Raw genomic sequence first — 21376 nt, 5'->3', positions numbered from 1 at the left:
GTGCGTCACGTGGCGGAGCTTCTTTTAAATCGAGTAGTTTGCATGTGATGGAGCACTGTTTGACCTTGCATTTCGGGAAGCGCTTCCGGATCTGGTCAGACTATAAGCTACTTACGCTGGACGAATGCTCAGTGCCTCGCGTTGGTTGGTCCCTTGTGCCGGTTGGGGATGGGAGGCAACCTGGTTATTTAGGTATTCGCTCTGAGAGTGGAGTTTTCTATTCGTGTAAAACGTATGGGAGTCGGTTGCTCTCATGCCTGTCGTATGTTGTTGAGTATTCGCCTTTGGATGTGTTGGAGTGCTACCTGCGTCCGGATGCTGGTCCGCTCCTGAGTCAGTGGGTTGATCTTGAGCGGACGCCTGAGGAGGGGGAATAGGGCTTCTTTATTGAGGGGATAGTTTTCTACGTGTGGAGGTGCCTGTTGGACTTTAGTGAGCGTCTTGGTCAGGTGATGCATGAGGTCTGGGGATGTGACGTGGTGGGTGATCTGGGGAAGGATGGTTATTTGGAGTTCTTTCCCACGGACACGGTCTCTGAACCGGAGGTAGTGCACTGCAAGGAAGGTTTGTTCGCCTATTACGAGTATGAGCGCGGCGATATCGGGGGACCTGTTTTTCAGTCGAGTAGTTTGCGTGTGATGGAGCATTGTTTAGCTCAGCGCTATGGGAATCCTCTTCGTAAAAGGTTAGGGTTTCAGCCTGTTCGTTTGGCTTACGATTTGAAAATACGCGGGGGTTGGTCCCTTGTGCCGGTTGGGGATGGGAGGCAACCTGGTTATTTAGGTATTCGTTCTGAGAGTGGAGTTTTCTATTCATGTAGAACGTATCAGAGTTGGTTGCTCTTATGTCTGTCTTTTGTTGTTGAGTATTCGCCTCTAGACGTGTTGGAGTGCTATTTGCGCCCGGATGCGGGACCGCTCCTGAGTCAGTGGGTTGATCTTGAGTGGACGCCTGAGGAGGATGAATAGGGCTTCTTTATTGAGGGGACAGTTTTCTCAGCGTGGAGGTTCCTGGCGGACTTTAGTGAGCGTTTCTCTCACGCCAACGCAGTATCTCTTCCTGTGAAGGTGTGGGCAATCCCTCGAATCAGTTTCATGAGCATCTGTCCTTCGTCTGCGTGCTTTCCCTATAGTTCATAGTGTGGATTGAGAGCCACATGAACTGCGGTAACACGAATGCAGAGGAGCATTGTTCATGAGTGAGACCACTCAGGTTTCGTCTGGTCTAAACATCGAGATGGCCGGCCTAGATGTGATCCCCGAATCCGAAAGAAAAGGCACGCCATCGTCCTTATTCATGCCTTGGTTTGCCGCTAATATCTCTGTCCTCGGCATTTCCTGGGGTTCGTGGGTGCTGGGTTTTGGCCTTTCGCTCACGCAGGCGATTCTTGTCAGCGTTGTTGGCGTTGCACTCTCATTCCTTCTGTGTGGTCTGATCGCTATCGCCGGTAAGCGGGGCTCTGCACCGACCCTCGTGCTCTCTCGCGCGGCATTCGGATATAACGGAAACCGTATCTCTGCAGCAATCTCGTGGATCCTCACTGTTGGGTGGGAGACCTTCTTGGCCATCATGGCGGTTCAAGCAACCGCGACCGTCATGGGAGCGCTTGGTTTCAGCAACCACCTGCTTGCGCAGATCATCGCCTTGATCGTCGTTGTTGTCCTTGCAGCAGGAGCGGGCATCCTCGGATTTGAAGCGATCATGAAGGTCCAAACGTGGATCACCTGGGCGACGGCAATCCTCACGATCGTCTACCTTCTGCTCTCGGCCTCGACAATCAACTTCTCGGTTCTTTCCGCGCGTCCCGCGGCTCCCTTCGCAATGGTCCTGGGGGCGATGTGCATGCTCATGGTTGGTTTTGGTTTTGGATGGATTAACGCAGCAGCGGACTATTCGCGCTACCTTCCTCGCAAGGCCTCAACCGCCGGTGTCGTCGGCTGGACGACCGCAGGTGCCGCGCTGCCCGTCATTATCTTGGTGATCTTCGGTGTGCTGCTGGTTGGGTCCAACTATGACACCCTCTCTGAAGCCATCGGCAACGACCCGATCGGCGCGCTGACAACAATTCTTCCGACCTGGTTCCTGATTCCCTTCGCGATCGTTGCAATCCTTGGCCTTGTCGGTGGAATCGTTATGGATATCTATTCTTCTGGGTTCTCGCTTCTGGCGACTGGTGTCCCGGTGACCCGCCCTGTAGCCACCGCAATCGACGGCACCATCATGACCATCGGAACGATCGTCGTTGTTTTCTTCGCCGATTCTTTCCTCACTCCTTTCACCGCCTTCCTGACAACCCTTGGCGTTGTTATTGCGACCTGGGGCGGTGTCATGCTTGCCGACATCGCGCTCCGTCACCAGGACTACGACGAGCCCTCACTCTTCACATCAACGGGACGCTATGGTTCCGTTAACTGGGGAGCTATCGCCACGCTGGCTGTGGGTTCCTTCGTTGGCTGGGGCTTCGTCGTCAATGCGAATGCCTCGTGGCTTGCGTGGCAGGGCTATCTCCTTGGCCCGCTCGGAGGGCGAGAGGGTGATTGGGCTGGTTCCAACATTGGGATTCTTCTTGCCCTTCTCGTGGGATTCTTGGGATATTGGCTGACCAGTGCGCGCCGCGTTCGTGCGCAGGAAGCCACCCCTTCCTACACGCTCGGCTAAATGTTGAGGAAGGTGTGCTTTGACAGCTGATCCCCGTTTCTCTTCTGTTCTTTTCGATCCCGAGGCCACTGCCGCCGCGGAGCAGATTCGTTCCCTTTGCGGGGGAGTGCCCTTCGCATTGGTCGTCTTGGGGTCGGGCCTAGCAGACGCGCTTAACGAGCGGTGGGGAGTGCCAGCGGCCTCGCAGCCTTTGGGCTCACTTCCCGGTGTGAGCGCCCCGGTTGCGGATGGACACCTCAATGAACTTCGTGTCTATATGCGCGAATGCGGCCCCGTTGTGGTCGCAGGTGGACGAACTCACCTGTACGAGGGACACGGGCCTCTTGCTGTTACCGCACTGATACGTGCGGCTGCGTGCGCGGGCATTGAACGCGCAATTGTGACCAATGCAAATGGCTGCCTGCGCGACTGGTCGCTGGGTGATGTCATGGTCATTACAGACCACATGAATCTCAGCGGTTCCTCACCATTTGACGGGCCTCTGTTCGTCGATATCTCACAGGTTTGGGACCGTCAAATGAGCAAGAGGATGCGTGAGCACTGTAGCCGAGAGGGGACCTACGCCCTCCTTCGCGGGCCTGAGTACCAAACAGGTGCAGAAAGCCGAGCCTTAGCGCAATTAGGCGCTGACTGTGTTGGGATGTCGACCGTTCTTGAGGCAATAACCGCCCACGCACTTGGAGTCCGTGTCGCAGGTATGTCTGTTGTCTCAGACTTGTCTTTCGCTCAGGTGCAAACCGACCCGCAGGACGTTGTAGATGCCGCGCGAAAGGCATCCACAACGGTCGTTGCCGGTATCGAGGCCGCTCTGGCTGCAGAGTGAAGGACTAAAGAACGTCCAAAACCCGAGAAAGCATCTCTTCGGCCACCTTCGGCGGGCACGCGAGGTTCATTCGTGCCCACTTTGAGTAATCCGCGCCCAGTGTGATCCCAGCATTAACCGCAATATGCGCGCGCTCAAGCAACACACTCGCGGGGGAGTCCCCGAACTGCGGGTAGGCCTCGAAACCCCACCACGTCAGGTACGTTGCCTGCGGAGGGCGGAAGTCGATCTTCGTGGAAGCAAGTGCCTCACTCACAGTGCGGATATTGCCTTCGATGACCTCGAAAATTTCACGCTGCCACTCGTCGCCGTTCGTGTAGGCCTCGATCGAACCCAAGGCACCAATCGTCGACATTGAATGGGGGAGTTTCTCTTGACAGATGCCGTCCCAGCGCTCGCGAAGTCCCTCATCTGGAATGATGACCTGCGCATTGGGCAAGCCCGCAATGTTCCAGCCTTTTGTCGCCGCGGTTGCGGTAATTGTATGGGAAGCAAACTCTGCGCCCATCCGCGCATAAGAAACAAAATCGCGACCACCCAAAACCAAGGGGGAGTGGATCTCGTCAGAAAAGACCAGTGCGTCGTAGCGCGACACGAGCTCTTGCAAAGCTCGCATTTCTACCTCGGTGAGGACGCGCCCTACCGGGTTCCACGGGTTGCACAAGATGACCAAGCCAGCGCCGGCCTCGAGGCCCGCCTTAATTCCATCAAGATCCAGTGTCCACCCGCCGGGGTAGGCATCGCCGTGGAGGGAAGGAACTTCGATGACGGAGTGCCCCAATGCAGGTGGGATCGTCAAGAAAGGCATGTAAGCGGGAGTCGGGACAATGACCGGGGAGCCCGGGCGAACCAGGTACTGAATCATCGCCTCCAGCGCTGGAAGAACCGCAGGAGCAACCCTCACCGCTTTCGGATCCAGATCCCAACCAAAACGCTTCTTCTGGAAAGCGGCGGTCGCCTCGGAAACTGCGGGGGCGAGCCATGTCGGGTTGTAGCCCAAAAGCCCGTCCTGAATCGCCGAAACCATGACCTTCTCAACGCAAGGAGCGGTACCGAAATCCATTTCAGCAACCCAAGCACCCAAAACATCGCTGCCATCGGCAGGCTTAATGCCCGTCCACTTCAACGAGCCGATGCGACACAGCTCTTCAGCGCTACGAAATTCCATGCGACAGCTTCTTTCACGATCGTTCGAGGGAGGCCTTCAGACGAGGCCGGGAATGTGAGCTGGCTCCCATTGTATGGCTTCAGATTCATATTCGGAATTCGCCTTGGCCCTCAAAGGAAAGTGATGCACCTATCCCGCCACCAGCCTCGCCGGTCGGAAGAATGTGCACGGGCGCAAATTCTGGGAGCTAAACTTAGAAATTATGAGTGTGACTACCGCAAGTGGCGCCGATGTTCGCGTCCGATTCTGCCCTTCGCCAACTGGAACCCCCCACGTGGGAATGGTCCGCACCTGCCTCTTCAACTGGGCATACGCGCGCCATACCGGAGGCACCTTCGTCTTCCGTATTGAAGACACCGATGCTGCTCGCGATTCCCAAGAATCTTTCGATCAGATTCTTGATTCGCTGCGTTGGCTGGGCCTGGATTGGGATGAAGGTGTCGGTAAGGGAGGCCCGCACCCGCCGTACCGCCAAAGCGAGCGCATGGACATCTACCGCGATGTTGCCGCAAAGCTCCTCGAAGCCGGCTATGCCTACGAGTCCTACTCGACTCCAGAAGAGGTCGAAGCTCGCCACATCGCAAAGGGTGAGGATCCCAAGCTTGGCTACGACGGCTTTGATCGCGATCTGACCGAAGAACAGATTGCCGCCTACCGCGCCGAGGGACGCAAGCCGGTTCTGCGCCTGCGTATGCCCGATGAAGACATTACCTTCACCGACCTGATTCGCGGCGAGATCACCTTCAAGCCCGGTTCGGTTCCGGACTACGTCATTGTCCGCGCCAATGGTCACCCGCTGTACACGCTGGTCAACCCTGTTGATGACGCGCTCATGGAAATCACGCACGTTCTGCGTGGTGAAGACCTGCTCTCTTCGACGCCTCGTCAGATCGTCCTCTACCGAGCGCTGGAAGAGCTGGGTATTGCCAAGTTCATGCCTCGCTTCGGCCACCTGCCCTACGTGATGGGCGAAGGCAACAAGAAGCTCTCCAAGCGCGACCCCGAATCGAACCTGCTCCTGCATCGCGAAGCTGGAATGATCCCCGAGGGCCTGAACAACTACCTCGCACTGCTGGGATGGTCGATCAGCCCCGATAACGATGTCTTCTCGATGGAAGAGATGGCCGCGGCCTTCGATATTTCCGACGTGAACCCGAACCCCGCACGTTTCGACCCCAAGAAGTGCATTGCGATCAATGCTGAGCATATCCGCCTGCTTGAGCCGGATGATTTCCGAGGCCGCATCGTCCCCTTCCTTCACCGCGACGGTTTGGTGTCGGCTGATTCCTTCGACGAGCTGACCGCTGACGAACAGAAGATCATGCAGCACGCCTCTCCGCTCATCCAGACCCGCATTCAGTTGCTCGGTGAGGCTCCTGGAATGCTGGGCTTCCTCTTCACGGAGGATGACGCGCTTGAGCTGGATGAGAAGTCCGTATCGAAGCTCAAGGAAAACGCTCCTGAGGTTCTGGACGCGACGATCCACTTCATTGAAAACTACGACGGCCCCTTCACAACCGAGGCTCTTGAGCACGCGTTGCGCGAGCTCATCGTTGAAGGCATGGATATCAAGCCGCGTATTGCTTTTGGTCCGATTCGCGTGGCAGTGACGGGACGCCAGGTGTCCCCGCCGCTGTTTGAATCCATGGAAATCTTGGGTCGTGAGAGTGTGCTCAATCGTTTGCATTCATTGCGCAACCGACTGGGCTAAACTGGTCACCACCTGAGATGGCTGACGCCGAGCGTTAGCACCATAATCGGCCGCAGGAAGTGGGATGGAGCTGGAGCCTAAGGGCTCCGGTGGGGGACTCACTTCCTGCGGTTCTTCATATATGTCGCACTATGATCAGTGCCACGTTCCTGCGATTTGGCAAGTAGAGCGCAGTTCGCTATTCTTTTCTCTTGTCGCCGCTTCGGTCTGACCGAACGGATTGCGCCATGGGGTATGGTGTAATTGGCAGCACGAGTGATTCTGGTTCATTTAGTCTAGGTTCGAGTCCTGGTACCCCAGCCATCGCAAAGGAATTTGCGAGAAGGCCCCCATCGTCTAGCGGCCTAGGACGACGCCCTCTCACGGCGTTAACACCGGTTCAAATCCGGTTGGGGGTACGATTCTTTTTCACGCTTTGTTGCGTAAAAGAACAGCGCACGTTGTGGCGCGCCGCCCCCATCGTCTAGCGGCCTAGGACGACGCCCTCTCACGGCGTTAACACCGGTTCAAATCCGGTTGGGGGTACAACTCTTCGCAGGGCTTCGGCCCTGCTTTTTTGTTATCCAAAGATCGCCACCCAAGCGCTGCCCGTCAAGCATGCAAGAATGACACCATGCGCATTATTTTGGTCTCCGATACTTTCCGTCCCACCATGGGCGGGATTGAAACGCAGGTAGGGGCCCTTGCTGACCACCTCCACTCCCGAGGCCACGAAATCGTTGTTCTCACCTGCACGCCTGAGGGCGCGCAGACCGAGCCTTGCCCCTATACGGTTTTGCGCTCGACGTGGTCGAATCCATTTGGCGCCCCCGTCGATCCGAAGGCGCCCCGGCGCTTCCGCGACTTCATTACGCGTTTCCAACCCGATGTCGTCCACCACCACATGGGTGAACTTACGCCGGTCGTCCAATCCCTCTTACTGCGCCTCAAAGACTCTGGGATCCCTCAGGTCGTCACCGTGCACTCCCTGTGGGATCCACGCCTGACAATTCCGAGCTTCACTGCCATCGCGCGCAGAACGGGCCTTAATAGGGCTCCGATCATCTGGACGGGTGTTTCACAGCTCGTCAATGATCAGATTCGGGCGGTCATGGGGGAGAGCGTCCAAATTGGTACTTTGCATAACGGCGTTGATCTAACTCCTTGGCAGCGTCCACCTCTTGCGCACGAGGGAATCCTCGCTGTTACGGCGACCCGATTTGCGCCTCGAAAGCGCGTGGACGCACTCATCGATATCCTTGCGGAGACCTCTCGCCGCTGGAATTCCTACTATCGCCGAGGCGACGCTTCCTCTTTCCCTCTGCGTGCGGTCATCGCGGGCGAGGGACCACTTTTCAATTCTGCTGTGCGCAAGGTGGACAAGTATGACCTCGGGGAGTGGGTTCTTCTTCCGGGACGTATGAGCGCCGCTCAACTACAGGACCTGTATTCGCGAGCGGATATTTTCCTTGCCCCTTCGATCAAAGAATCTGCTTCGATTGCGGGACGCGAAGCCCTCGCCTCTGGACTTGCAGTGATGACGCGTTCACAATCTGGGCTTGCCGAGGTGGTTGAGAACGGCGTGAATGGGTGGAGTCTTGACAGTGACGAGGACATGATTGAAACGCTCGTGGGCGTACTTGAGCGTCCTGAGTGCCTCGGCGACATTCGTGCGCACAATATGAGCGCGAGTTTCCCCTTCTCGTGGGAGAAGGTTATTGACTCAACGGAGGAGTATTACCGGCGCGCGATGGCAGCGGTGTCTTAGTCTTCCATTCCTTCTGCGGAGCGGAGGAAATCCGAGAGCCTATTGGCTGCAGCGACCGCGGAGGGGCCGTGCTGGCGTCCCGGTTGACGTCCCATGCGCTCGACGGGGCCAGAAATTGAGATCGCGGCCAGAACTCGGCCGGAGGGGCCTCGAACGGGGGCGGAAACCGATGCGACGCCAGGCTCGCGTTCTGCGACCGACTGTGCCCAGCCTCGGCGACGAACTTGCGCGAGCATCGTCGCGTTGAAAGTCGCGCCATACAGACCGCGGTGCAAGCGGTCGGGTTCTTCCCACGCAAGAAGAACCTGCGCGGCAGAACCTGCCTTCATAGTGAGGGTTGCGCCAACGGGAATGGAATCGCGAAGCCCCATTTCACGTTCAGAGGCGGCAACGCACACGCGGAAGTCGCCTTGACGACGGAAAAGCTGGGTCGATTCCTTGGTGTGATTGCGCAATGCGATCAGAACGGGCATTGCGGCAGCAAGCAGACGGTCCTCGCCGGCAGAAGAGGCGAGTTCTTGGAGACGCGGCCCCAAAACGAAACGTCCTTGCATGTCGCGTGCAACGAAGCGGTGATACTCCAATGCGACGGCCAGGCGGTGTGCTGTTGGGCGTGCAAGACCCGTCGTTGCGACCAACTGTGCAAGGGGGGCCGGACCTGCTTCGAGGGCGCTCAAAACCAACGCGGCTTTATCTAGAACGCCAACTCCACTTCCAAAGGCTTCTGAGTCCTCCATGATGTTATTTTCACATCTCATTAAATGAGATATCAAGTCCAACTCCACCGTAAGTGTCAATCATGGGAAGAAAGAAGTCGAAGAAGGAGCGGTAAATGAGTGGAACGCTGGCCGAAAAGGTCTGGGCTGATCACGTAGTTGTGCATGGGGAAGATGGGGCCCCGGACCTGCTCTACATCGACTTGCATCTTGTTCACGAAGTGACCAGCCCCCAGGCATTTGACGGTTTGCGCATGGCTGGACGCAAGGTGCGTCGCCCCGATCTCACGATCGCAACCGAAGATCACAACACCCCCACCGTGAACATTGATCTGCCGATCGCAGATATCACCAGCCGCACGCAGATCGATACTCTGCGCAAAAATGCGAAGGAATTTGGTATCCGTTTGCACTCCCTGGGGGACGCCGATCAGGGAATCGTCCACGTCGTTGGCCCTCAGCTTGGGCTCACTCAACCCGGCATGACTATCGTCTGCGGTGACTCTCACACCTCGACACACGGTGCTTTTGGCGCTCTGGCAATGGGAATTGGAACCAGTCAGGTCGAGCACGTCCTTGCTACCCAGACACTTCCCATGGCTCCTTTCAAGACCATGGCTATTACCGTGAACGGTTCTCTGCCCAAGGGTGCGACTGCAAAAGACATCATCTTGGCCGTGATCTCGAAGATCGGAACCGGTGGGGGACAGGGATATGTCCTTGAGTATCGCGGTCAGGCAATTCGCGAGCTTTCGATGGAAGGCCGCATGACCGTGTGCAATATGTCCATCGAGGCCGGTGCTCGCGCCGGAATGGTCGCCCCCGATGAGACGACCTTCGCCTACCTCAAGGGACGTCCCCACGCTCCTCAAGGTGAAGACTGGGATCGCGCCGTCGAATACTGGAAGACACTCCACTCAGATGAAGATGCGGTTTTCGACGCCGAGGTCATCTTGAATGCCGAAGACCTCGAACCCTTCGTAACCTGGGGAACCAACCCCGGGCAGGGCGTTCCTCTGTCTGGTCAAGTTCCCAACCCCGAAGACTTTAGTGATGAGACCTTACGTGCGGCCGCGAAGAAGGCTCTGGACTACATGGGCCTCGAGGCCGGCACTCCGATGCGCGATATCAAGGTCGACACCGTCTTCCTGGGTTCATGCACGAACGGCCGCATTGAAGATCTGCGTGCCGCAGCCGAAATCATTCGTGGCCACGAAAAAGCCCCGGGACTACGTATGCTGGTTGTTCCCGGTTCGGCGCGTGTTCGTCTTCAAGCCGAGGCCGAGGGCCTGGATAAGGTCTTCACGAATTTCGGCGCGGAGTGGCGCAATGCCGGTTGCTCAATGTGCCTGGGGATGAATCCCGACCAACTGGCACCTCAAGAACGCTCCGCCTCGACCTCGAATCGTAACTTTGAAGGCCGCCAAGGAAAGCTTTCGCGCACACACTTGGTTTCCCCACTGGTCGCAGCAGCAACCGCAATTCGTGGAACACTGTCCTCGCCCGCAGACCTGGATGAGCCGGCTCAGCGCTGATACACACCGAAGGAAAACTCATGGAAAAGTTCATTTCGCACACGGGTATTGGCGTCCCGCTCCGCCGCTCAAATGTCGACACCGACCAGATCATTCCGGCCGTCTTCTTGAAGCGCGTTACAAAGACCGGCTTCGATGACGCGCTGTTTTACGCATGGCGCCGCGAGCCTGACTTCATTTTGAATCGTGAACCCTACAGCCAAGGATCGGTCTTGGTCGCTGGGCCAGATTTTGGAACCGGCTCATCGCGCGAGCATGCGGTGTGGGCACTTCGCGACTACGGCTTTAAGGTCGTCCTCGCACCCAAGTTCGCCGACATCTTCCGCGGAAACGCGGGCAAGCAAGGCCTCGTTACTGGAATCATCAGCCAGGACGACTGTGAAAAGCTCTGGGAACTGCTCGAAGCTGATCCCGGCGCGCAAATCACGGTTTCTCTGGAAGATAAGACCGCGCGCCTCGGTGATTTCACCTGCACTTTTGAAATCGATGACTACGTGCGCTGGACGCTGATGGAAGGTTTGGACGACATTGCCTTGACCTTGCGTCACGAGGCAGAAATTACCGCCTACGAAGAGCGCAGGCCGTCCTTCAAACCGAAGACACTTCCTGCAAAGACTCTTCCCCTGCAACTGGTTGTTTCTGCACGTCCCGTCGCCTCTGAGTAGTTCGCCACCCGCAAAAGCTGCCCGAAGCGCACGCAGATGAGGGCGAGCTGCTCTAAAGTGGTCACAGAAAGTCGACAGCTAGGAGACCAGCAAGATGTCCTCGATTCTGCGAGTTGAAGGTGGCCACCCGCTTCAGGGCACCATTACCGTGCGCGGAGCAAAGAACTTTGTTCCCAAAGCGATGGTTGCATCGCTGCTGGCCGACACGCCCTCAGAGCTCTACAACGTCCCTCTGATTCGTGACGTTGACGTGGTCTCTGACCTCTTGTCCCTGCATGGGGTCAAGGTTGATTACGACCAAGAGCGCGGCGAATTGCGCATGGATCCCGCGAATGTTCGCGTGGCCTCGCGCTCTGATATTGACACTCTTGCGGGAGCTTCGCGTATTCCGATCCTCTTCTGCGGGCCTCTTCTCCATCAACTTGGTGAAGCATTCATTCCGGAACTGGGAGGATGCGCTATCGGTGGCCGTCCCATCGACTTCCACTTGGAGACCTTGCGTAAGTTCGGCGCGATCGTTGAAAAACAGCCCGATGGTGTTCATATCAAGCGCCCGTCCTCCGGACTACACGGCGCAATCATTGAGCTTCCCTTCCCCTCTGTTGGCGCGACCGAACAAACGCTGCTCACGGCAGTGCGCAACGACGGCATCACAACCTTGAAGGGCGCGGCAATCGAGCCCGAAATTATGGACCTCATCAATGTTCTTCAGAAGATGGGCGCCATCATTTCCGTTGATACTGACCGCACCATCCGCATTGAAGGCGTGCAAACCCTCAGCGGATACCGCCACACCGCTCTTCCTGACCGCATCGAGGCCGCTTCCTGGGGAGCGGCAGCCCTGGCCACTCACGGTGACATTTACGTCCGAGGCGCGCACCAGCCGGATATGACGACTTTCCTCAACACCTTCCGTAAAGTTGGCGGCGCTTTCGATATCGATTCAGAAGGTATTCGCTTCTATCATCCCGGCGGTGAATTGCATTCCATTGCTTTGGAAACCGCCGTTCACCCCGGTTTCATGACGGACTGGCAGCAGCCCCTCGTCGTTGCTCTCACTCAGGCCGAAGGCTTGTCCATCGTCCACGAAACCGTGTATGAAAACCGCTTCGGTTTCACCTCTGCGCTGCGTCAAATGGGTGCAAATATTCAGGTTTACCGTGAGTGCTTGGGCGGAACACCGTGCCGTTTTGGCCAGAAGAACTATTACCACTCAGCCGTTATCTCGGGGCCGACGCCTCTTCACGCTGCAGATATCGTTGTTCCTGACCTTCGTGGTGGCTTCTCGCACCTGATTGCCGCACTGGCCGCTTCGGGAACCTCAACCGTTTCGGGAATCGATGTGATTTCGCGCGGATACGAGCATTTCATCCGTAAACTGCGCGAGCTGGACGCGCGCGTCGAATACGCCGACCGCTGAGCTTTCCCAAGTGCCTTTCGTGGACCCTTCAGCGCCCTCCTTACAGCTCTTCGTCTCTGCTCTTTCTGGCCGAGGCCGAGCGTTGCGCCTCGCACCCCAAGCTGCTGCGCTCCTGCGCGAACGCGGATGGGAAGTCGAGGTGGTTGTTACTCATCGTGAGGACGATCCGGGCCAGCTTGCTGCCGCGTCGACGCACCAGTGGGTCGGAGTTTTTGGCGGCGATGGGTATATCGCTCACATCGCCTCTGAGGTTGGGAAACGAGGCGGGACGGTGATCCCTCTTCCCGGAGGGCGGGGCAATGACTTGTGCCGCTGTCTAGGGATTGGTACGGATGCGCTGGCGCATATCCGCACGCTTCCCCAGGCCTCGGAGATCGTTTCGTCGCAGGCGGGCACCATTGGGCGTTTTCGCGATGTGGATGCTATGAGGGTCGCGCCGCTTGCTCATGCAGGCGAAGCGCAGAATTTAGACGCACAGGGCGCGCGCTCCGGTGAGGCATCGCAGGTTCTCGGCTTAGTCTCTTTTGGTCTCGATGCCCTTGCCAATCAGATTGCCAACGAGTCGCCTTTCAGTTCCGGGACGCTCGCATACGCGTGGGGAGCGGTATGCGCGCTGGCCAAGTTCAAGCCTCGGACCATGGAAATCGAGGTCGATGGCCAGGTGCGGCGTATCCGCGGGTGGTTGGTCTCCGTCTCAAACTCGGGATGGTTTGGCGGTGGAATCAACATCGTTCCCACGTCCAATCCCAGTGACGGCAAGCTTGAGCTTCTCACCGTTGACCCGGTACCAAAACACCAAGCGATCCGCGTTTTGGCGCGGGTACTTACTACTCGGCGCGTCGATGACCCGATTGTGCATGTGGAGACGGTGAGCCAAGTCAAAATCCTTGATAACGCCGGACTGATCGCGATGGGAGACGGCGATCAGGTTGCGCACGGATCCGTTGAGATTTCGGTTCAACCTGGGGTTTTTCAGGTTTTCGCATAGAAAAACACGTGCCGGGTGGGCAGCAGCGTTTTTACCCGCGTGCCCGCTTCGTTAGACTACACACATGACTCACCGGCTCACAGGTTTCTACCGTTTCGCGCGAGGCGTCTTCCGTACCTTCATGGTTCCGTGGACAAAAATCGACGTGGAAGGCCTCGATAAGCTTCCGCGCGAGGGCGGTTTTCTACTGGTGTGCAACCACCTGTCAAACATCGATCCGGTTTGCCTGCTGTGGGTCATGATGAAAGCCGATATTCCCGTTCGAATCATGGCGAAGTCTGAGCTCTTCAAAGTGCCGCTCCTAGGCGGTGCGATGCGCCAGATGAAGCTTCTGCCGGTAAACCGACGCGCCAAGGATCCGGGTGCCATTCTTGCCTCAGCAGCTCAGGCCCTTCGCGAGGGCGAATGCGTGGCCATTTATCCGGAAGGCACGCTGACTTTGGATCCTGATTTGTGGCCGATGCGGATCAAGACGGGCGCTGCGCGACTTGCCTTGGACACCGGCGCGGCGGTGATCCCCTTTATTCACTGGGGAGAACAGAAGATCATGCGCTCGGGTTCTGCACTCATTGACTTCCGTCCACGCAGGCGAGTCTCGGTGCGTATCGGTGATCCGATTCCCCTTCAGGATCTGTGCCGCGAATCTGGCTCAGCCGACCACGAGGCCGTCGAAGAAGCAACCAAACGAATTCAGCGCGTGATGATCGAGGAAGTTGCCGCCCTTCGCGGGGAAGAAGCCCCCGCAGGCGTGTGGGATCGCAAGCTCAAGGAACGCGTCGACTACTAGCGCCGAAGCCCTTGTGTTACTTCGCGATATCGATGACAACTCGCGAGGGACTGCTGAGCGCACTCAAGGTGACCTCACGCTTTCGGTCCATTCCGATGACGATGTGAGTATCGGCCTCGAAAGTTCCATTCTCGAGTACGCGTATCGGCCCGATATCAAGGGTCTTGGGCCCTTTGTAATAGTTGGCTGCTAGTTCCTCGCTCACGGGCATAGCCCCGCCTTGAAGATTGAGATCAAGATAGACAGGCGTTCCCAAATCGATGGGATCTCCCTTGCCCTGGGTGAGCGGGGAGGTCGTCCACCCTCCGATCCATCCCACGTCATCACTTCCAGTGAACTCAACGACAACGCGGTAAAAACCGTCGTGGTCTCCCACGCGCATATCGTGGAAGACCGGTGCGTGGTTGGCGTCTTCTTTGCCAAGGGATTGCTGTGGGAAGCGGGGTTCAATGCTCTCCCACGTACTGGGGGACGCCGATGTACTTGCGCTGGCGCTAGGGGCAAGCGACGGGGATTGGCTGCTTGCCGAGGCCGTGGGCGCGCTTGAAGCGTTGCTTTGCGATGGGGTGGGGGAGCACCCGCACAATACAGCTGTCGTCACAAGAACGAGGGCAGATAGGGCTGTGCGTTTAGACATGAGCTCCTCCTTGGGCACGTCGCGTGTCTTTATCCTAGTAGGGTTGAGGCGGATGGGAGAGGAATGACAATGATGACACGAATGAGCGTGCTGGGCACGGGCGCGTGGGGAACCACTTTTGCCCAGGTTCTTGCAGATGCTGGACACGCTGTCACTATGTGGGGACGCAATCCAGAGATCGTCTCCGCGATCAACTCGCATGAAAATCCTCGCTATGTTCCCGACCTGGTTCTCTCCGAGTCGATTAGCGCGACCTGTGATCTTCGCCAGGCCGTTGATGGCGCGGATCTTCTCATCGTTGCAATCCCCGTCAAAGCGGTACGCGCGACTCTCGAGGCAGCGCGCCCCAGCCTCGGAAATCAAACTGCGCTGCTCTCGCTGGCCAAGGGACTTGAGTTGGGCTCGCTTAAGCGAGTGGATGAGGTGTTGAGTGAAGCTTCTGGTGTGGGTCACGATCGGATCGCGGTTCTTTCCGGGCCTAACCTCTCGCGTGAAATTGCGGTGCACCAACCGACAGCAACCGTTGTCGCCTCGAGCAACCTTGAATTAGCCAAGGAAATTGCGGGAGTCTGCCACAACTCTTATTTCCGCCCCTATCTGTCCTCGGATGTGATTGGCACAGAAATTGCCGGCGCGACGAAGAACGTTATCGCCGTCGCGATTGGTGCGGCGGAGGGGCTTGGTTTAGGAATTAACACCCGCTCGACCTTGATGACGCGCGGCCTCGCAGAAATGACGCGTCTGGGCACTGCCTTGGGCGCAGATCCGGCAACCTTTGCGGGGCTTGCAGGAATTGGCGACTTAATCGCAACCTGTTCGACCACGCTGTCCAGAAATTTTGCTTTCGGACATCGAGTCGGGACGGGTATGAGCGTTGAGGATGCTCTTGCTGCTTCTGCGGGTGTCGTGGAAGGCGTGGCCTCGGCGATCCCGATTCTGCAGCTTGCCCAGTCGATCGGTGTAGACATGCCGATTACGACCGCAGTTGTTGAAGTTGTTGAGGGGCGCGCGGGAATCAATGACATGGGGAACATGTTGCTCTCGCGTCCACGAAAGATGGATGGGTGGAAAATTGAGTTGGTCTGAAGGCGCGCACAGTGCGGGCAAGGTCGATTCTCGCGGTAATCTTGACCCCATGAGTGAAGTCAAACGTCCTCGCGTCCTCGTTGTTTTTGGTGGACGCTCCAGCGAACACTTGGTCTCTTGTGCGACGGCTGCCGGTGTTCTTCATGCTCTTGACCGTGAGCGCTTTGATGTCCTTGCCGTTGGAATTACACGCGATGGGCAGTGGGTGCGCGTGGATGATAACCCGGAGTTGGTGGATCTTCGCACGGCCTCAGATACGACGATTGTGCCGGGATTGAGCCGCGTGAGCCTGCTTCCCGGCCTTGCCCGCCTTGTTGAAACGACCTACGATCGCTCTCCTGAAGATCACAATGCCCAAATTGTCGGAGTTGAAGATTTGGGCGTGATCGATGTGGTCCTGCCTCTCTTGCATGGTCCTTACGGCGAAGACGGAACGATTCAGGGCCTCTTCGAGATGTCCGATGTGCGCTACGTCGGTTGCGGCGTAACGTCGAGTTCGGCCTCGATGGATAAGCACTTGACGAAGACGGTCCTTGCCGAGGCTGGAATTTCGGTTGGTCGTTGGGAATTGGTCACCGAGAAACAGTGGTCGAAGGATCCGCAGGACGTGCGTGCGCGCATTGATGCCTTGGGATACCCCGTCTTTGTTAAGCCCACGCGTGCAGGCTCCTCAGTAGGTATTTCTCGCGTTGATTCGCCCGATCAGCTGGACCTTGCGATTAAGGAAGCAGCCGCGAACGATCCGCGCATCATTGTCGAGGCCATGGCCCATGGTCGTGAGATTGAGTGCGGTGTGCGCGTGCCCGCCGGTGGCGAGGCAATGGCTGCGCCCTTGGGTGAGATTGGGGTTCCCGAAGGGGAGTTCTACGACTACGCACTCAAGTACGTCGACACCGATGCGATCTCCTTGATGTGTCCGGCTGACATTCCCGCCGAGGACGCGCAGAGGATCCAGAGCATTGCCCTGAAGGCTTTCGAGGCCTTGGAATGTGAGGGGCTGGCACGCGTCGACTTCTTCTACAACGATTCAACTCACGAAATCATCGTCAACGAAGTGAACACCATGCCCGGATTCACTCGTCTGTCCCTCTACCCGCGAGTGTGGGCCGAGGCCGGGATGAGCTACACGGAACTAGTGACCTCGCTGCTTGAAGAGGCTCTCAGTCGTCCCCTGGGACTAAGGTAGGATATCTTCATGACGAAAACACCCAAGGTCACCCTTGTTACTTCCGCGAATATGCCGGGACTCTTCTCCGATGAAGGCGGGCTTCCCGACGCGCTAGCTGACCGCGGAATGGATCCCCAGATCGCGGTGTGGAATGACCCCACCGTTGATTGGGAAAAAGCTGGACTGTGCGTCCTTCGTTCGGTTGCCGACTATGCGACGCAGCGCCAGGAGTTTATTACGTGGGCACAGTCGGTTCCACGCTTGCTCAACAACGCCGATATTGTCGAGTGGAACACTGATAAGCACTACTTGAAGGACATGGAAGAGCTTGGCCTTCCCGTCATTCCAACGACCTGGCTTGAGCCTTCGCATGGATTCTCCAAGCATCAGGTGCACTCACGTTTCCCTGCTCTCGGTGACTTCGTTGTCAAGCCTGCTGTGTCTTCTGGTGTCCGCGATATCGGTCGCTACACAGCGATTGATACTCTCCAGCGTCAGGCTGCTTTGGCGCAGACGATCGACCTCTTGAACGAGGGGCGTTCCGTCATGCTCCAGCGTTACTTGGAGGACATCGACGTGCACGGCGAAATTTCCCTAGTGTTCTTCAACGGCTTGCTTTCGCACGCGGTCGAAAAGCGTGCGGTACTCCATCCTTCTTCCGTCACGGATCCTTCTATGCACGAGGCCGTGGTTACTGCGCGCCCCGCAGATGCTGAGTCATGGCAATGGGGCGAGCAGATTCGTCAAGTTCTACACAAGTACATGCGTGCACGCCTGGGACGTGACGAACTTCTGCTCTACAACCGCGTGGACTTGGTCCCCGACGGTGAAGGTTCTTTCCGTGTCATGGAAGTTTCAGCGACCGATGCTGATCTGTACCTTTCTGCCACGCCTGAGGCTTTGAACAACTTCGCCGACGCGATTTCGACTCGCGCTTTCTGGTGAGTGAGAGCGCGGTAAGGACGCGTTCAACATGAATTCTGGCTCTCCTGCCTTTGCGGTGGGGGAGCCGGTTTTGCGTATTGGGGAGTGAACTTCGTGGTAAGTGCCACGCTTATCGTTTCTGATTTCTCACTTTGCGTGCACTGATGTTAGAGTTTCTCCGTTGCGTTTTTCGCAGCGCTCAATGGTGGCTGTAGTTCAGTTGGTAGAGCACCTGGTTGTGGTCCAGGACGTCGCGGGTTCGAGTCCCGTCAGCCACCCGGATAGAAAAGTCCCGAAGCCTCTGGTTTCGGGACTTTTCTCATGTTGCGGTGCTAAAGTTTCGGCAATGCGTTGATGCGCAGTTGGCACACGTAGCGTTGACGAAGGAGTTCACGATGCCCAAGGTTCGCGCATATGCCTGCGATGACCCTCGTTCGATTTATCACCCAACCATCATTGATATTCGCGAGCCCGGCCCCGGAGAAGTGCTCTTTGATATTAAATATGCCGGAATCTGCCACTCGGATATCCACACTGCACGCAGTGAATGGGGACCGATCCCGTATCCCTTCGTTGGTGGACATGAGATCGCTGGCGTGGTGACCAAGGTCGGCGAAGGAGTCACGAATTTCAAGGTAGGGGACAGGATCGGCGTCGGTTGTTTGCAGGGCTCGTGCAGGCAGTGCGAGTACTGCACCGACGGGCACGAGCAGTTCTGTAATAATCCCCATGCCTACTGGACTTTCCGTGCAGGTCCTGACGGGAAGCCGACCGCTGGAGGCTATGCCCAGGCGATGACGGTACGTGCAGATTTTGGCTGCCATGTTCCTGATGAAATGGAACTCAGCGATGCCGCGCCTTTGATGTGTGCGGGAATCACCATGTACTCGCCGCTGCGCCGCTGGGGTGCGGGACCGGGAAAGAAAGTCGCCATCGTTGGCATGGGCGGCCTGGGACATATGGGCGTTCAGATCGCGGCCGCGATGGGCGCGGAAGTTTCGGTGATTTCTCATGGACGTTCCAAGGAGGAAGACGCACGTCGTTTTGGCGCCACTGCCTTCTATGCAACCTCGGAAGAGGGCACCATCGAATCTTTGGCCTCGTCTTTTGACATCATTATCTGCACGGTGAGCGCGGACGATTTGGATTACCCGGGACTTGTCCGTGCACTCAAGCCCTTCGGTGTCTTCGTTGACGTGGGCCTGCCCGAGAATCCGATGGTCATCCCCATGCGAGCGGTTGTCAATGGAAACAAGGTTGTTGCGGGATCCCAGATCGGCGGCATTGCTGAAACTCAGGAAATGCTGGAGTTTTGCGCCCAGCACGGCGTGCGTCCCGTGATCGAGATCATCGATGGTGATTCCATTACCGAGGCCTACGACAAAGTGGTGGCCTCGAAAGTGCGCTACCGCTTTGTGATTGATACTTCGACGTTCTAGGCCAGTTGCGCTGAGGAAGGTTTTAGCAAGTATGCGAAAGGAGCCCCGGAAAACCGGGGCTCCTTTTTCAGAGCGGATGACGGGAATCGAACCCGCACCATCAGCTTGGAAGGCTGAGGTTCTACCATTGAACTACATCCGCGTGCGGATCGATATTACCTGATTGTTTGCGCGATTGCGAAATTTAGGGTGAAGTCCCGTATTATGGGATCCGCAGACGAGAGTCTCACGGGGTGTAGCGCAGCTTGGTAGCGCATCTGCTTTGGGAGCAGAGGGTCGCAGGTTCAAATCCTGTCACCCCGACTTTTTATTGCCAGCCCGGCCACGGCCTCGTCAATTGGCCACCGTCGCGCGGGCGAAAAATGTGAAGCCCACAGCCAGCTAGCAGCTTTGGCGGGTGCTGTCGTAGACTAGTTCAGTTGAAATACGCCGTTTTGGCGTCCCAAGAAAAGACCTGGAGAATCCACGTGAAGAGCACTGTAGAGACCCTCGAGCCCACCAAGGTTCGTCTGACTGTTGAAATCCCCGTTGAGGAACTGAAGTCAGAAATGGACAAGGCGTACAAGAGCATCGCCAATCAGGTGTCCATCCCCGGCTTCCGTAAGGGTCACGTTCCCGCTCGCATCATCGACCAGCGTTTCGGCCGTGCAGCCGTCATCGAGCAGGTTGTCAATGAGGTTCTTCCCGGCCAGTACTCCGCTGCCGTGTCCGAGCACGAACTGCGCCCCATGTCCCAGCCCGATGTTGAGGTCACCGAGATCCCCTCGACCAGTGGCGAACTGACCGGTCAGGTCGTTTTCACCGCTGAGGTCGACGTCGTTCCTTCCTTCGAACTACCCGAGTACGGCAAGGACACCGTCATCGAGGTTGACTCCGTTGAGGTCACCGATGAAGACGTTCAGGCTGAGCTGGATGCTCTGCGTGGTCGTTTCGCTTCCCTCAAGCCCATCAAGCGTCAGGCAAAGACCGGCGACTTCACCACCATTGACCTGGTTGCCACCATCAACGGTGAAGAGGTTGACTCCGTCTCTGACGTTTCCTACGAAATCGGTTCGGGCACCATGCTCGACGGCCAGGACACTGCGCTTCGTAAGACCCACGCGGGCGACGTTGTCACCTTCACCTCCACCCTCAAGGGCGGCGAGCACGAAGGTGAAGAGGCCGAGGTGACCATCACCGTCAAGTCCGTCAAGGAGCGCGAGCTTCCCGAGGCCGACGACGATTTCGCGCAGATGGTTTCCGAATTCGACACCATCGATGAGCTCATGGAAGACCTCAAGAAGCAGGCCGCACAGACCAAGACTTCGCAGCAGGCACTTCAGGCACGTGATCGCCTCGTCGATGAGCTGCTTTCGCGCACCGAGATCCTCCTCCCCGAGTCCGTGATCGAGCTCGAGCTCAACCACCGACTGGGCGCTGACGCTTCCGCGAAGGAAAAGAAGGAAGCTCGCGCGGCCATCGAGAAGGAATACCGCACCGAGATCCTCGCCGAAGAGCTCGCCAAGAAGAACGAAGTTCAGGTTGGCCAGCAGGAGCTTTTCGATTACGCCATCCAGATGTCCCAGAACTACGGCATGGACATCAACCGCCTCTTCTCGGATCCGCAGCAGATCTCCGCAGTGGTCGCCGATCTGGGCCGCGCAAAGGCTCTCATCGAGGTTCTGCGTGAGGTAACCGTGAAGGACACCGAGGGCAACCCCGTTGACCTGAGCGAATTCCTCGGCCTTGAGGATGAAGCTGCTGCTGAAGAAGCCGCAGCCGAGACTGTCGCCGAGGTCGAGAAGGCCGGCGAAGAACTCGCAGAGGAAAAGTGAGCTGCTGCTTTAAGCGCAACTGAGCTTTCCGCTGTGTAAAGCTCATGACTTGGTGTGGGTCGGAACCTGAGGGTTTCGGCCCACACGTCA

Annotated in this window: 17 protein-coding genes and 6 tRNA genes; 19 read left to right on the top strand and 4 right to left on the bottom strand. The window is 57.4% G+C overall.

Translation table 11 applies throughout. From position 1 onward, the window contains the following. Positions 1 to 1194 precede the first annotated feature (1194 nt). Both ACWNMW_RS01410 and ACWNMW_RS01405 read left to right on the top strand, forming a co-directional pair. Positions 1195 to 2658, top strand: coding sequence for a purine-cytosine permease family protein (locus ACWNMW_RS01410; RefSeq protein ID WP_449489792.1), 1464 nt, complete (start codon positions 1195 to 1197; stop codon positions 2656 to 2658). Positions 2659 to 2677: 19 nt separating this feature from the next. Further along, on the top strand, positions 2678 to 3481 hold the full coding sequence (locus tag ACWNMW_RS01405) for a purine-nucleoside phosphorylase (RefSeq protein ID WP_449489791.1): 804 nt from the start codon (positions 2678 to 2680) through the stop codon (positions 3479 to 3481). A gap of 4 nt (positions 3482 to 3485) precedes the next feature. On the opposite strand, the gene ACWNMW_RS01400 is transcribed toward ACWNMW_RS01405, so the two are convergent. Beyond that, a complete protein-coding gene (locus ACWNMW_RS01400; RefSeq protein WP_449489790.1) occupies positions 3486 to 4649 on the bottom strand; it encodes a MalY/PatB family protein in 1164 nt (387 codons plus the stop codon). A 202-nt stretch (positions 4650 to 4851) separates the two neighbouring features. Here ACWNMW_RS01400 and gltX point away from each other — a divergent pair, with 202 nt between their 5' ends. From gltX to ACWNMW_RS01375, 5 genes are all read left to right on the top strand, one after another. After that, positions 4852 to 6360: a glutamate--tRNA ligase gene (gltX, locus tag ACWNMW_RS01395; RefSeq protein WP_034502657.1), complete on the top strand. Its 1509-nt coding sequence runs from the start codon at positions 4852 to 4854 to the stop codon at positions 6358 to 6360. A 228-nt stretch (positions 6361 to 6588) separates the two neighbouring features. Beyond that, a tRNA-Gln gene (locus ACWNMW_RS01390) sits at positions 6589 to 6663 on the top strand. Positions 6664 to 6685: 22 nt separating this feature from the next. Further along, positions 6686 to 6758: transfer RNA gene (locus ACWNMW_RS01385), tRNA-Glu, on the top strand. Between the two features lie 54 nt (positions 6759 to 6812). Then, positions 6813 to 6885, top strand: a tRNA-Glu gene (locus ACWNMW_RS01380). A gap of 88 nt (positions 6886 to 6973) precedes the next feature. Then, complete coding sequence (locus ACWNMW_RS01375) at positions 6974 to 8107, top strand: glycosyltransferase family 4 protein (RefSeq protein ID WP_449489789.1); 1134 nt, start codon at positions 6974 to 6976, stop codon at positions 8105 to 8107. Here the strand turns inward: ACWNMW_RS01375 and ACWNMW_RS01370 are convergent. Continuing rightward, positions 8104 to 8844, bottom strand: coding sequence for an IclR family transcriptional regulator (locus tag ACWNMW_RS01370; RefSeq protein WP_034502660.1), 741 nt, complete (start codon positions 8842 to 8844; stop codon positions 8104 to 8106). The two genes, ACWNMW_RS01375 and ACWNMW_RS01370, sit on opposite strands and share 4 nt — an antisense overlap. Before the next feature lie 95 nt (positions 8845 to 8939). Between ACWNMW_RS01370 and leuC the strand changes: the two genes are divergently transcribed. The 5 genes from leuC to ACWNMW_RS01345 all read left to right on the top strand — a co-directional run bounded on the left by leuC (position 8940) and on the right by ACWNMW_RS01345 (position 14218). After that, positions 8940 to 10358 (top strand): 3-isopropylmalate dehydratase large subunit, encoded by a 1419-nt coding sequence (leuC, locus tag ACWNMW_RS01365; RefSeq protein WP_295893189.1) that lies wholly within the window; start codon positions 8940 to 8942, stop codon positions 10356 to 10358. Positions 10359 to 10378: 20 nt separating this feature from the next. Continuing rightward, positions 10379 to 11023: a 3-isopropylmalate dehydratase small subunit gene (gene leuD, locus ACWNMW_RS01360; protein ID WP_449489788.1), complete on the top strand. Its 645-nt coding sequence runs from the start codon at positions 10379 to 10381 to the stop codon at positions 11021 to 11023. 94 nt (positions 11024 to 11117) lie between these two features. Further along, positions 11118 to 12443 (top strand): UDP-N-acetylglucosamine 1-carboxyvinyltransferase, encoded by a 1326-nt coding sequence (gene murA, locus ACWNMW_RS01355; protein WP_034502667.1) that lies wholly within the window; start codon positions 11118 to 11120, stop codon positions 12441 to 12443. Between the two features lie 19 nt (positions 12444 to 12462). Then, positions 12463 to 13431 (top strand): diacylglycerol/lipid kinase family protein, encoded by a 969-nt coding sequence (locus ACWNMW_RS01350; RefSeq protein ID WP_449489787.1) that lies wholly within the window; start codon positions 12463 to 12465, stop codon positions 13429 to 13431. Between the two features lie 64 nt (positions 13432 to 13495). Next, positions 13496 to 14218, top strand: a complete 723-nt coding sequence (locus ACWNMW_RS01345; RefSeq protein ID WP_295895211.1) for a lysophospholipid acyltransferase family protein — start codon at positions 13496 to 13498, stop codon at positions 14216 to 14218. Positions 14219 to 14234: 16 nt separating this feature from the next. Here ACWNMW_RS01345 and ACWNMW_RS01340 read toward each other — a convergent pair whose 3' ends face one another. After that, positions 14235 to 14855 carry an AMIN-like domain-containing (lipo)protein gene (locus ACWNMW_RS01340; protein ID WP_449489786.1) on the bottom strand — a complete coding sequence of 207 codons (621 nt, stop codon included), beginning with the start codon at positions 14853 to 14855 and terminating at the stop codon, positions 14235 to 14237. A gap of 69 nt (positions 14856 to 14924) precedes the next feature. Here ACWNMW_RS01340 and ACWNMW_RS01335 point away from each other — a divergent pair, with 69 nt between their 5' ends. The 5 genes from ACWNMW_RS01335 (at position 14925) to ACWNMW_RS01315 (ending at position 19472) form a co-directional block, all read left to right on the top strand. Further along, complete coding sequence (locus ACWNMW_RS01335; protein ID WP_449489785.1) at positions 14925 to 15941, top strand: NAD(P)H-dependent glycerol-3-phosphate dehydrogenase; 1017 nt, start codon at positions 14925 to 14927, stop codon at positions 15939 to 15941. Positions 15942 to 15990: 49 nt separating this feature from the next. Further along, positions 15991 to 17127, top strand: coding sequence for a D-alanine--D-alanine ligase family protein (locus ACWNMW_RS01330; protein WP_449489784.1), 1137 nt, complete (start codon positions 15991 to 15993; stop codon positions 17125 to 17127). Positions 17128 to 17136: 9 nt separating this feature from the next. After that, positions 17137 to 18054 (top strand): ATP-grasp domain-containing protein, encoded by a 918-nt coding sequence (locus ACWNMW_RS01325; protein ID WP_449489783.1) that lies wholly within the window; start codon positions 17137 to 17139, stop codon positions 18052 to 18054. 184 nt (positions 18055 to 18238) lie between these two features. Then, a tRNA-His gene (locus tag ACWNMW_RS01320) sits at positions 18239 to 18311 on the top strand. A 117-nt stretch (positions 18312 to 18428) separates the two neighbouring features. Continuing rightward, the gene (locus ACWNMW_RS01315) at positions 18429 to 19472 is read left to right on the top strand and encodes an NAD(P)-dependent alcohol dehydrogenase (protein WP_449489782.1); all 1044 of its coding nucleotides are present in this window, start codon (positions 18429 to 18431) and stop codon (positions 19470 to 19472) included. Between the two features lie 71 nt (positions 19473 to 19543). On the opposite strand, the gene ACWNMW_RS01310 is transcribed toward ACWNMW_RS01315, so the two are convergent. Continuing rightward, a tRNA-Gly gene (locus tag ACWNMW_RS01310) sits at positions 19544 to 19614 on the bottom strand. 87 nt (positions 19615 to 19701) lie between these two features. On the opposite strand from ACWNMW_RS01310, the gene ACWNMW_RS01305 reads away from it, so the two are divergent. Together ACWNMW_RS01305 and tig are read left to right on the top strand one after the other, a co-directional pair. Next, a tRNA-Pro gene (locus tag ACWNMW_RS01305) sits at positions 19702 to 19775 on the top strand. A gap of 164 nt (positions 19776 to 19939) precedes the next feature. Beyond that, on the top strand, positions 19940 to 21286 hold the full coding sequence (gene tig / locus ACWNMW_RS01300; RefSeq protein ID WP_072455262.1) for a trigger factor: 1347 nt from the start codon (positions 19940 to 19942) through the stop codon (positions 21284 to 21286). The last annotated feature ends 90 nt before the right edge of the window (positions 21287 to 21376 follow it).

The sequence above is a fragment of the Actinomyces sp. Marseille-QA0893 genome, assembly GCF_976954355.1.
This window is presented reverse-complemented; position numbering and strand designations above follow the sequence as displayed.

Bases quoted from the DNA above. Each gene is read 5' to 3' on its own strand.
- murA (WP_034502667.1), top strand. From the start codon at position 11,118: ATGTCCTCGATTCTGCGAGTTGAAGGTGGCCACCCGCTTCAGGGCACC.
- ACWNMW_RS01335 (WP_449489785.1), top strand. From the start codon at position 14,925: ATGATGACACGAATGAGCGTGCTGGGCACGGGCGCGTGGGGAACCACT.
- ACWNMW_RS01410 (WP_449489792.1), top strand. From the start codon at position 1,195: ATGAGTGAGACCACTCAGGTTTCGTCTGGTCTAAACATCGAGATGGCC.
- ACWNMW_RS01345 (WP_295895211.1), top strand. From the start codon at position 13,496: ATGACTCACCGGCTCACAGGTTTCTACCGTTTCGCGCGAGGCGTCTTC.
- ACWNMW_RS01370 (WP_034502660.1), bottom strand. From the start codon at position 8,844: ATGGAGGACTCAGAAGCCTTTGGAAGTGGAGTTGGCGTTCTAGATAAA.
- ACWNMW_RS01375 (WP_449489789.1), top strand. From the start codon at position 6,974: ATGCGCATTATTTTGGTCTCCGATACTTTCCGTCCCACCATGGGCGGG.
- ACWNMW_RS01400 (WP_449489790.1), bottom strand. From the start codon at position 4,649: ATGGAATTTCGTAGCGCTGAAGAGCTGTGTCGCATCGGCTCGTTGAAG.
- gltX (WP_034502657.1), top strand. From the start codon at position 4,852: ATGAGTGTGACTACCGCAAGTGGCGCCGATGTTCGCGTCCGATTCTGC.
- ACWNMW_RS01340 (WP_449489786.1), bottom strand. From the start codon at position 14,855: ATGTCTAAACGCACAGCCCTATCTGCCCTCGTTCTTGTGACGACAGCT.
- leuD (WP_449489788.1), top strand. From the start codon at position 10,379: ATGGAAAAGTTCATTTCGCACACGGGTATTGGCGTCCCGCTCCGCCGC.
- leuC (WP_295893189.1), top strand. From the start codon at position 8,940: ATGAGTGGAACGCTGGCCGAAAAGGTCTGGGCTGATCACGTAGTTGTG.
- ACWNMW_RS01325 (WP_449489783.1), top strand. From the start codon at position 17,137: ATGACGAAAACACCCAAGGTCACCCTTGTTACTTCCGCGAATATGCCG.
- ACWNMW_RS01330 (WP_449489784.1), top strand. From the start codon at position 15,991: ATGAGTGAAGTCAAACGTCCTCGCGTCCTCGTTGTTTTTGGTGGACGC.
- ACWNMW_RS01315 (WP_449489782.1), top strand. From the start codon at position 18,429: ATGCCCAAGGTTCGCGCATATGCCTGCGATGACCCTCGTTCGATTTAT.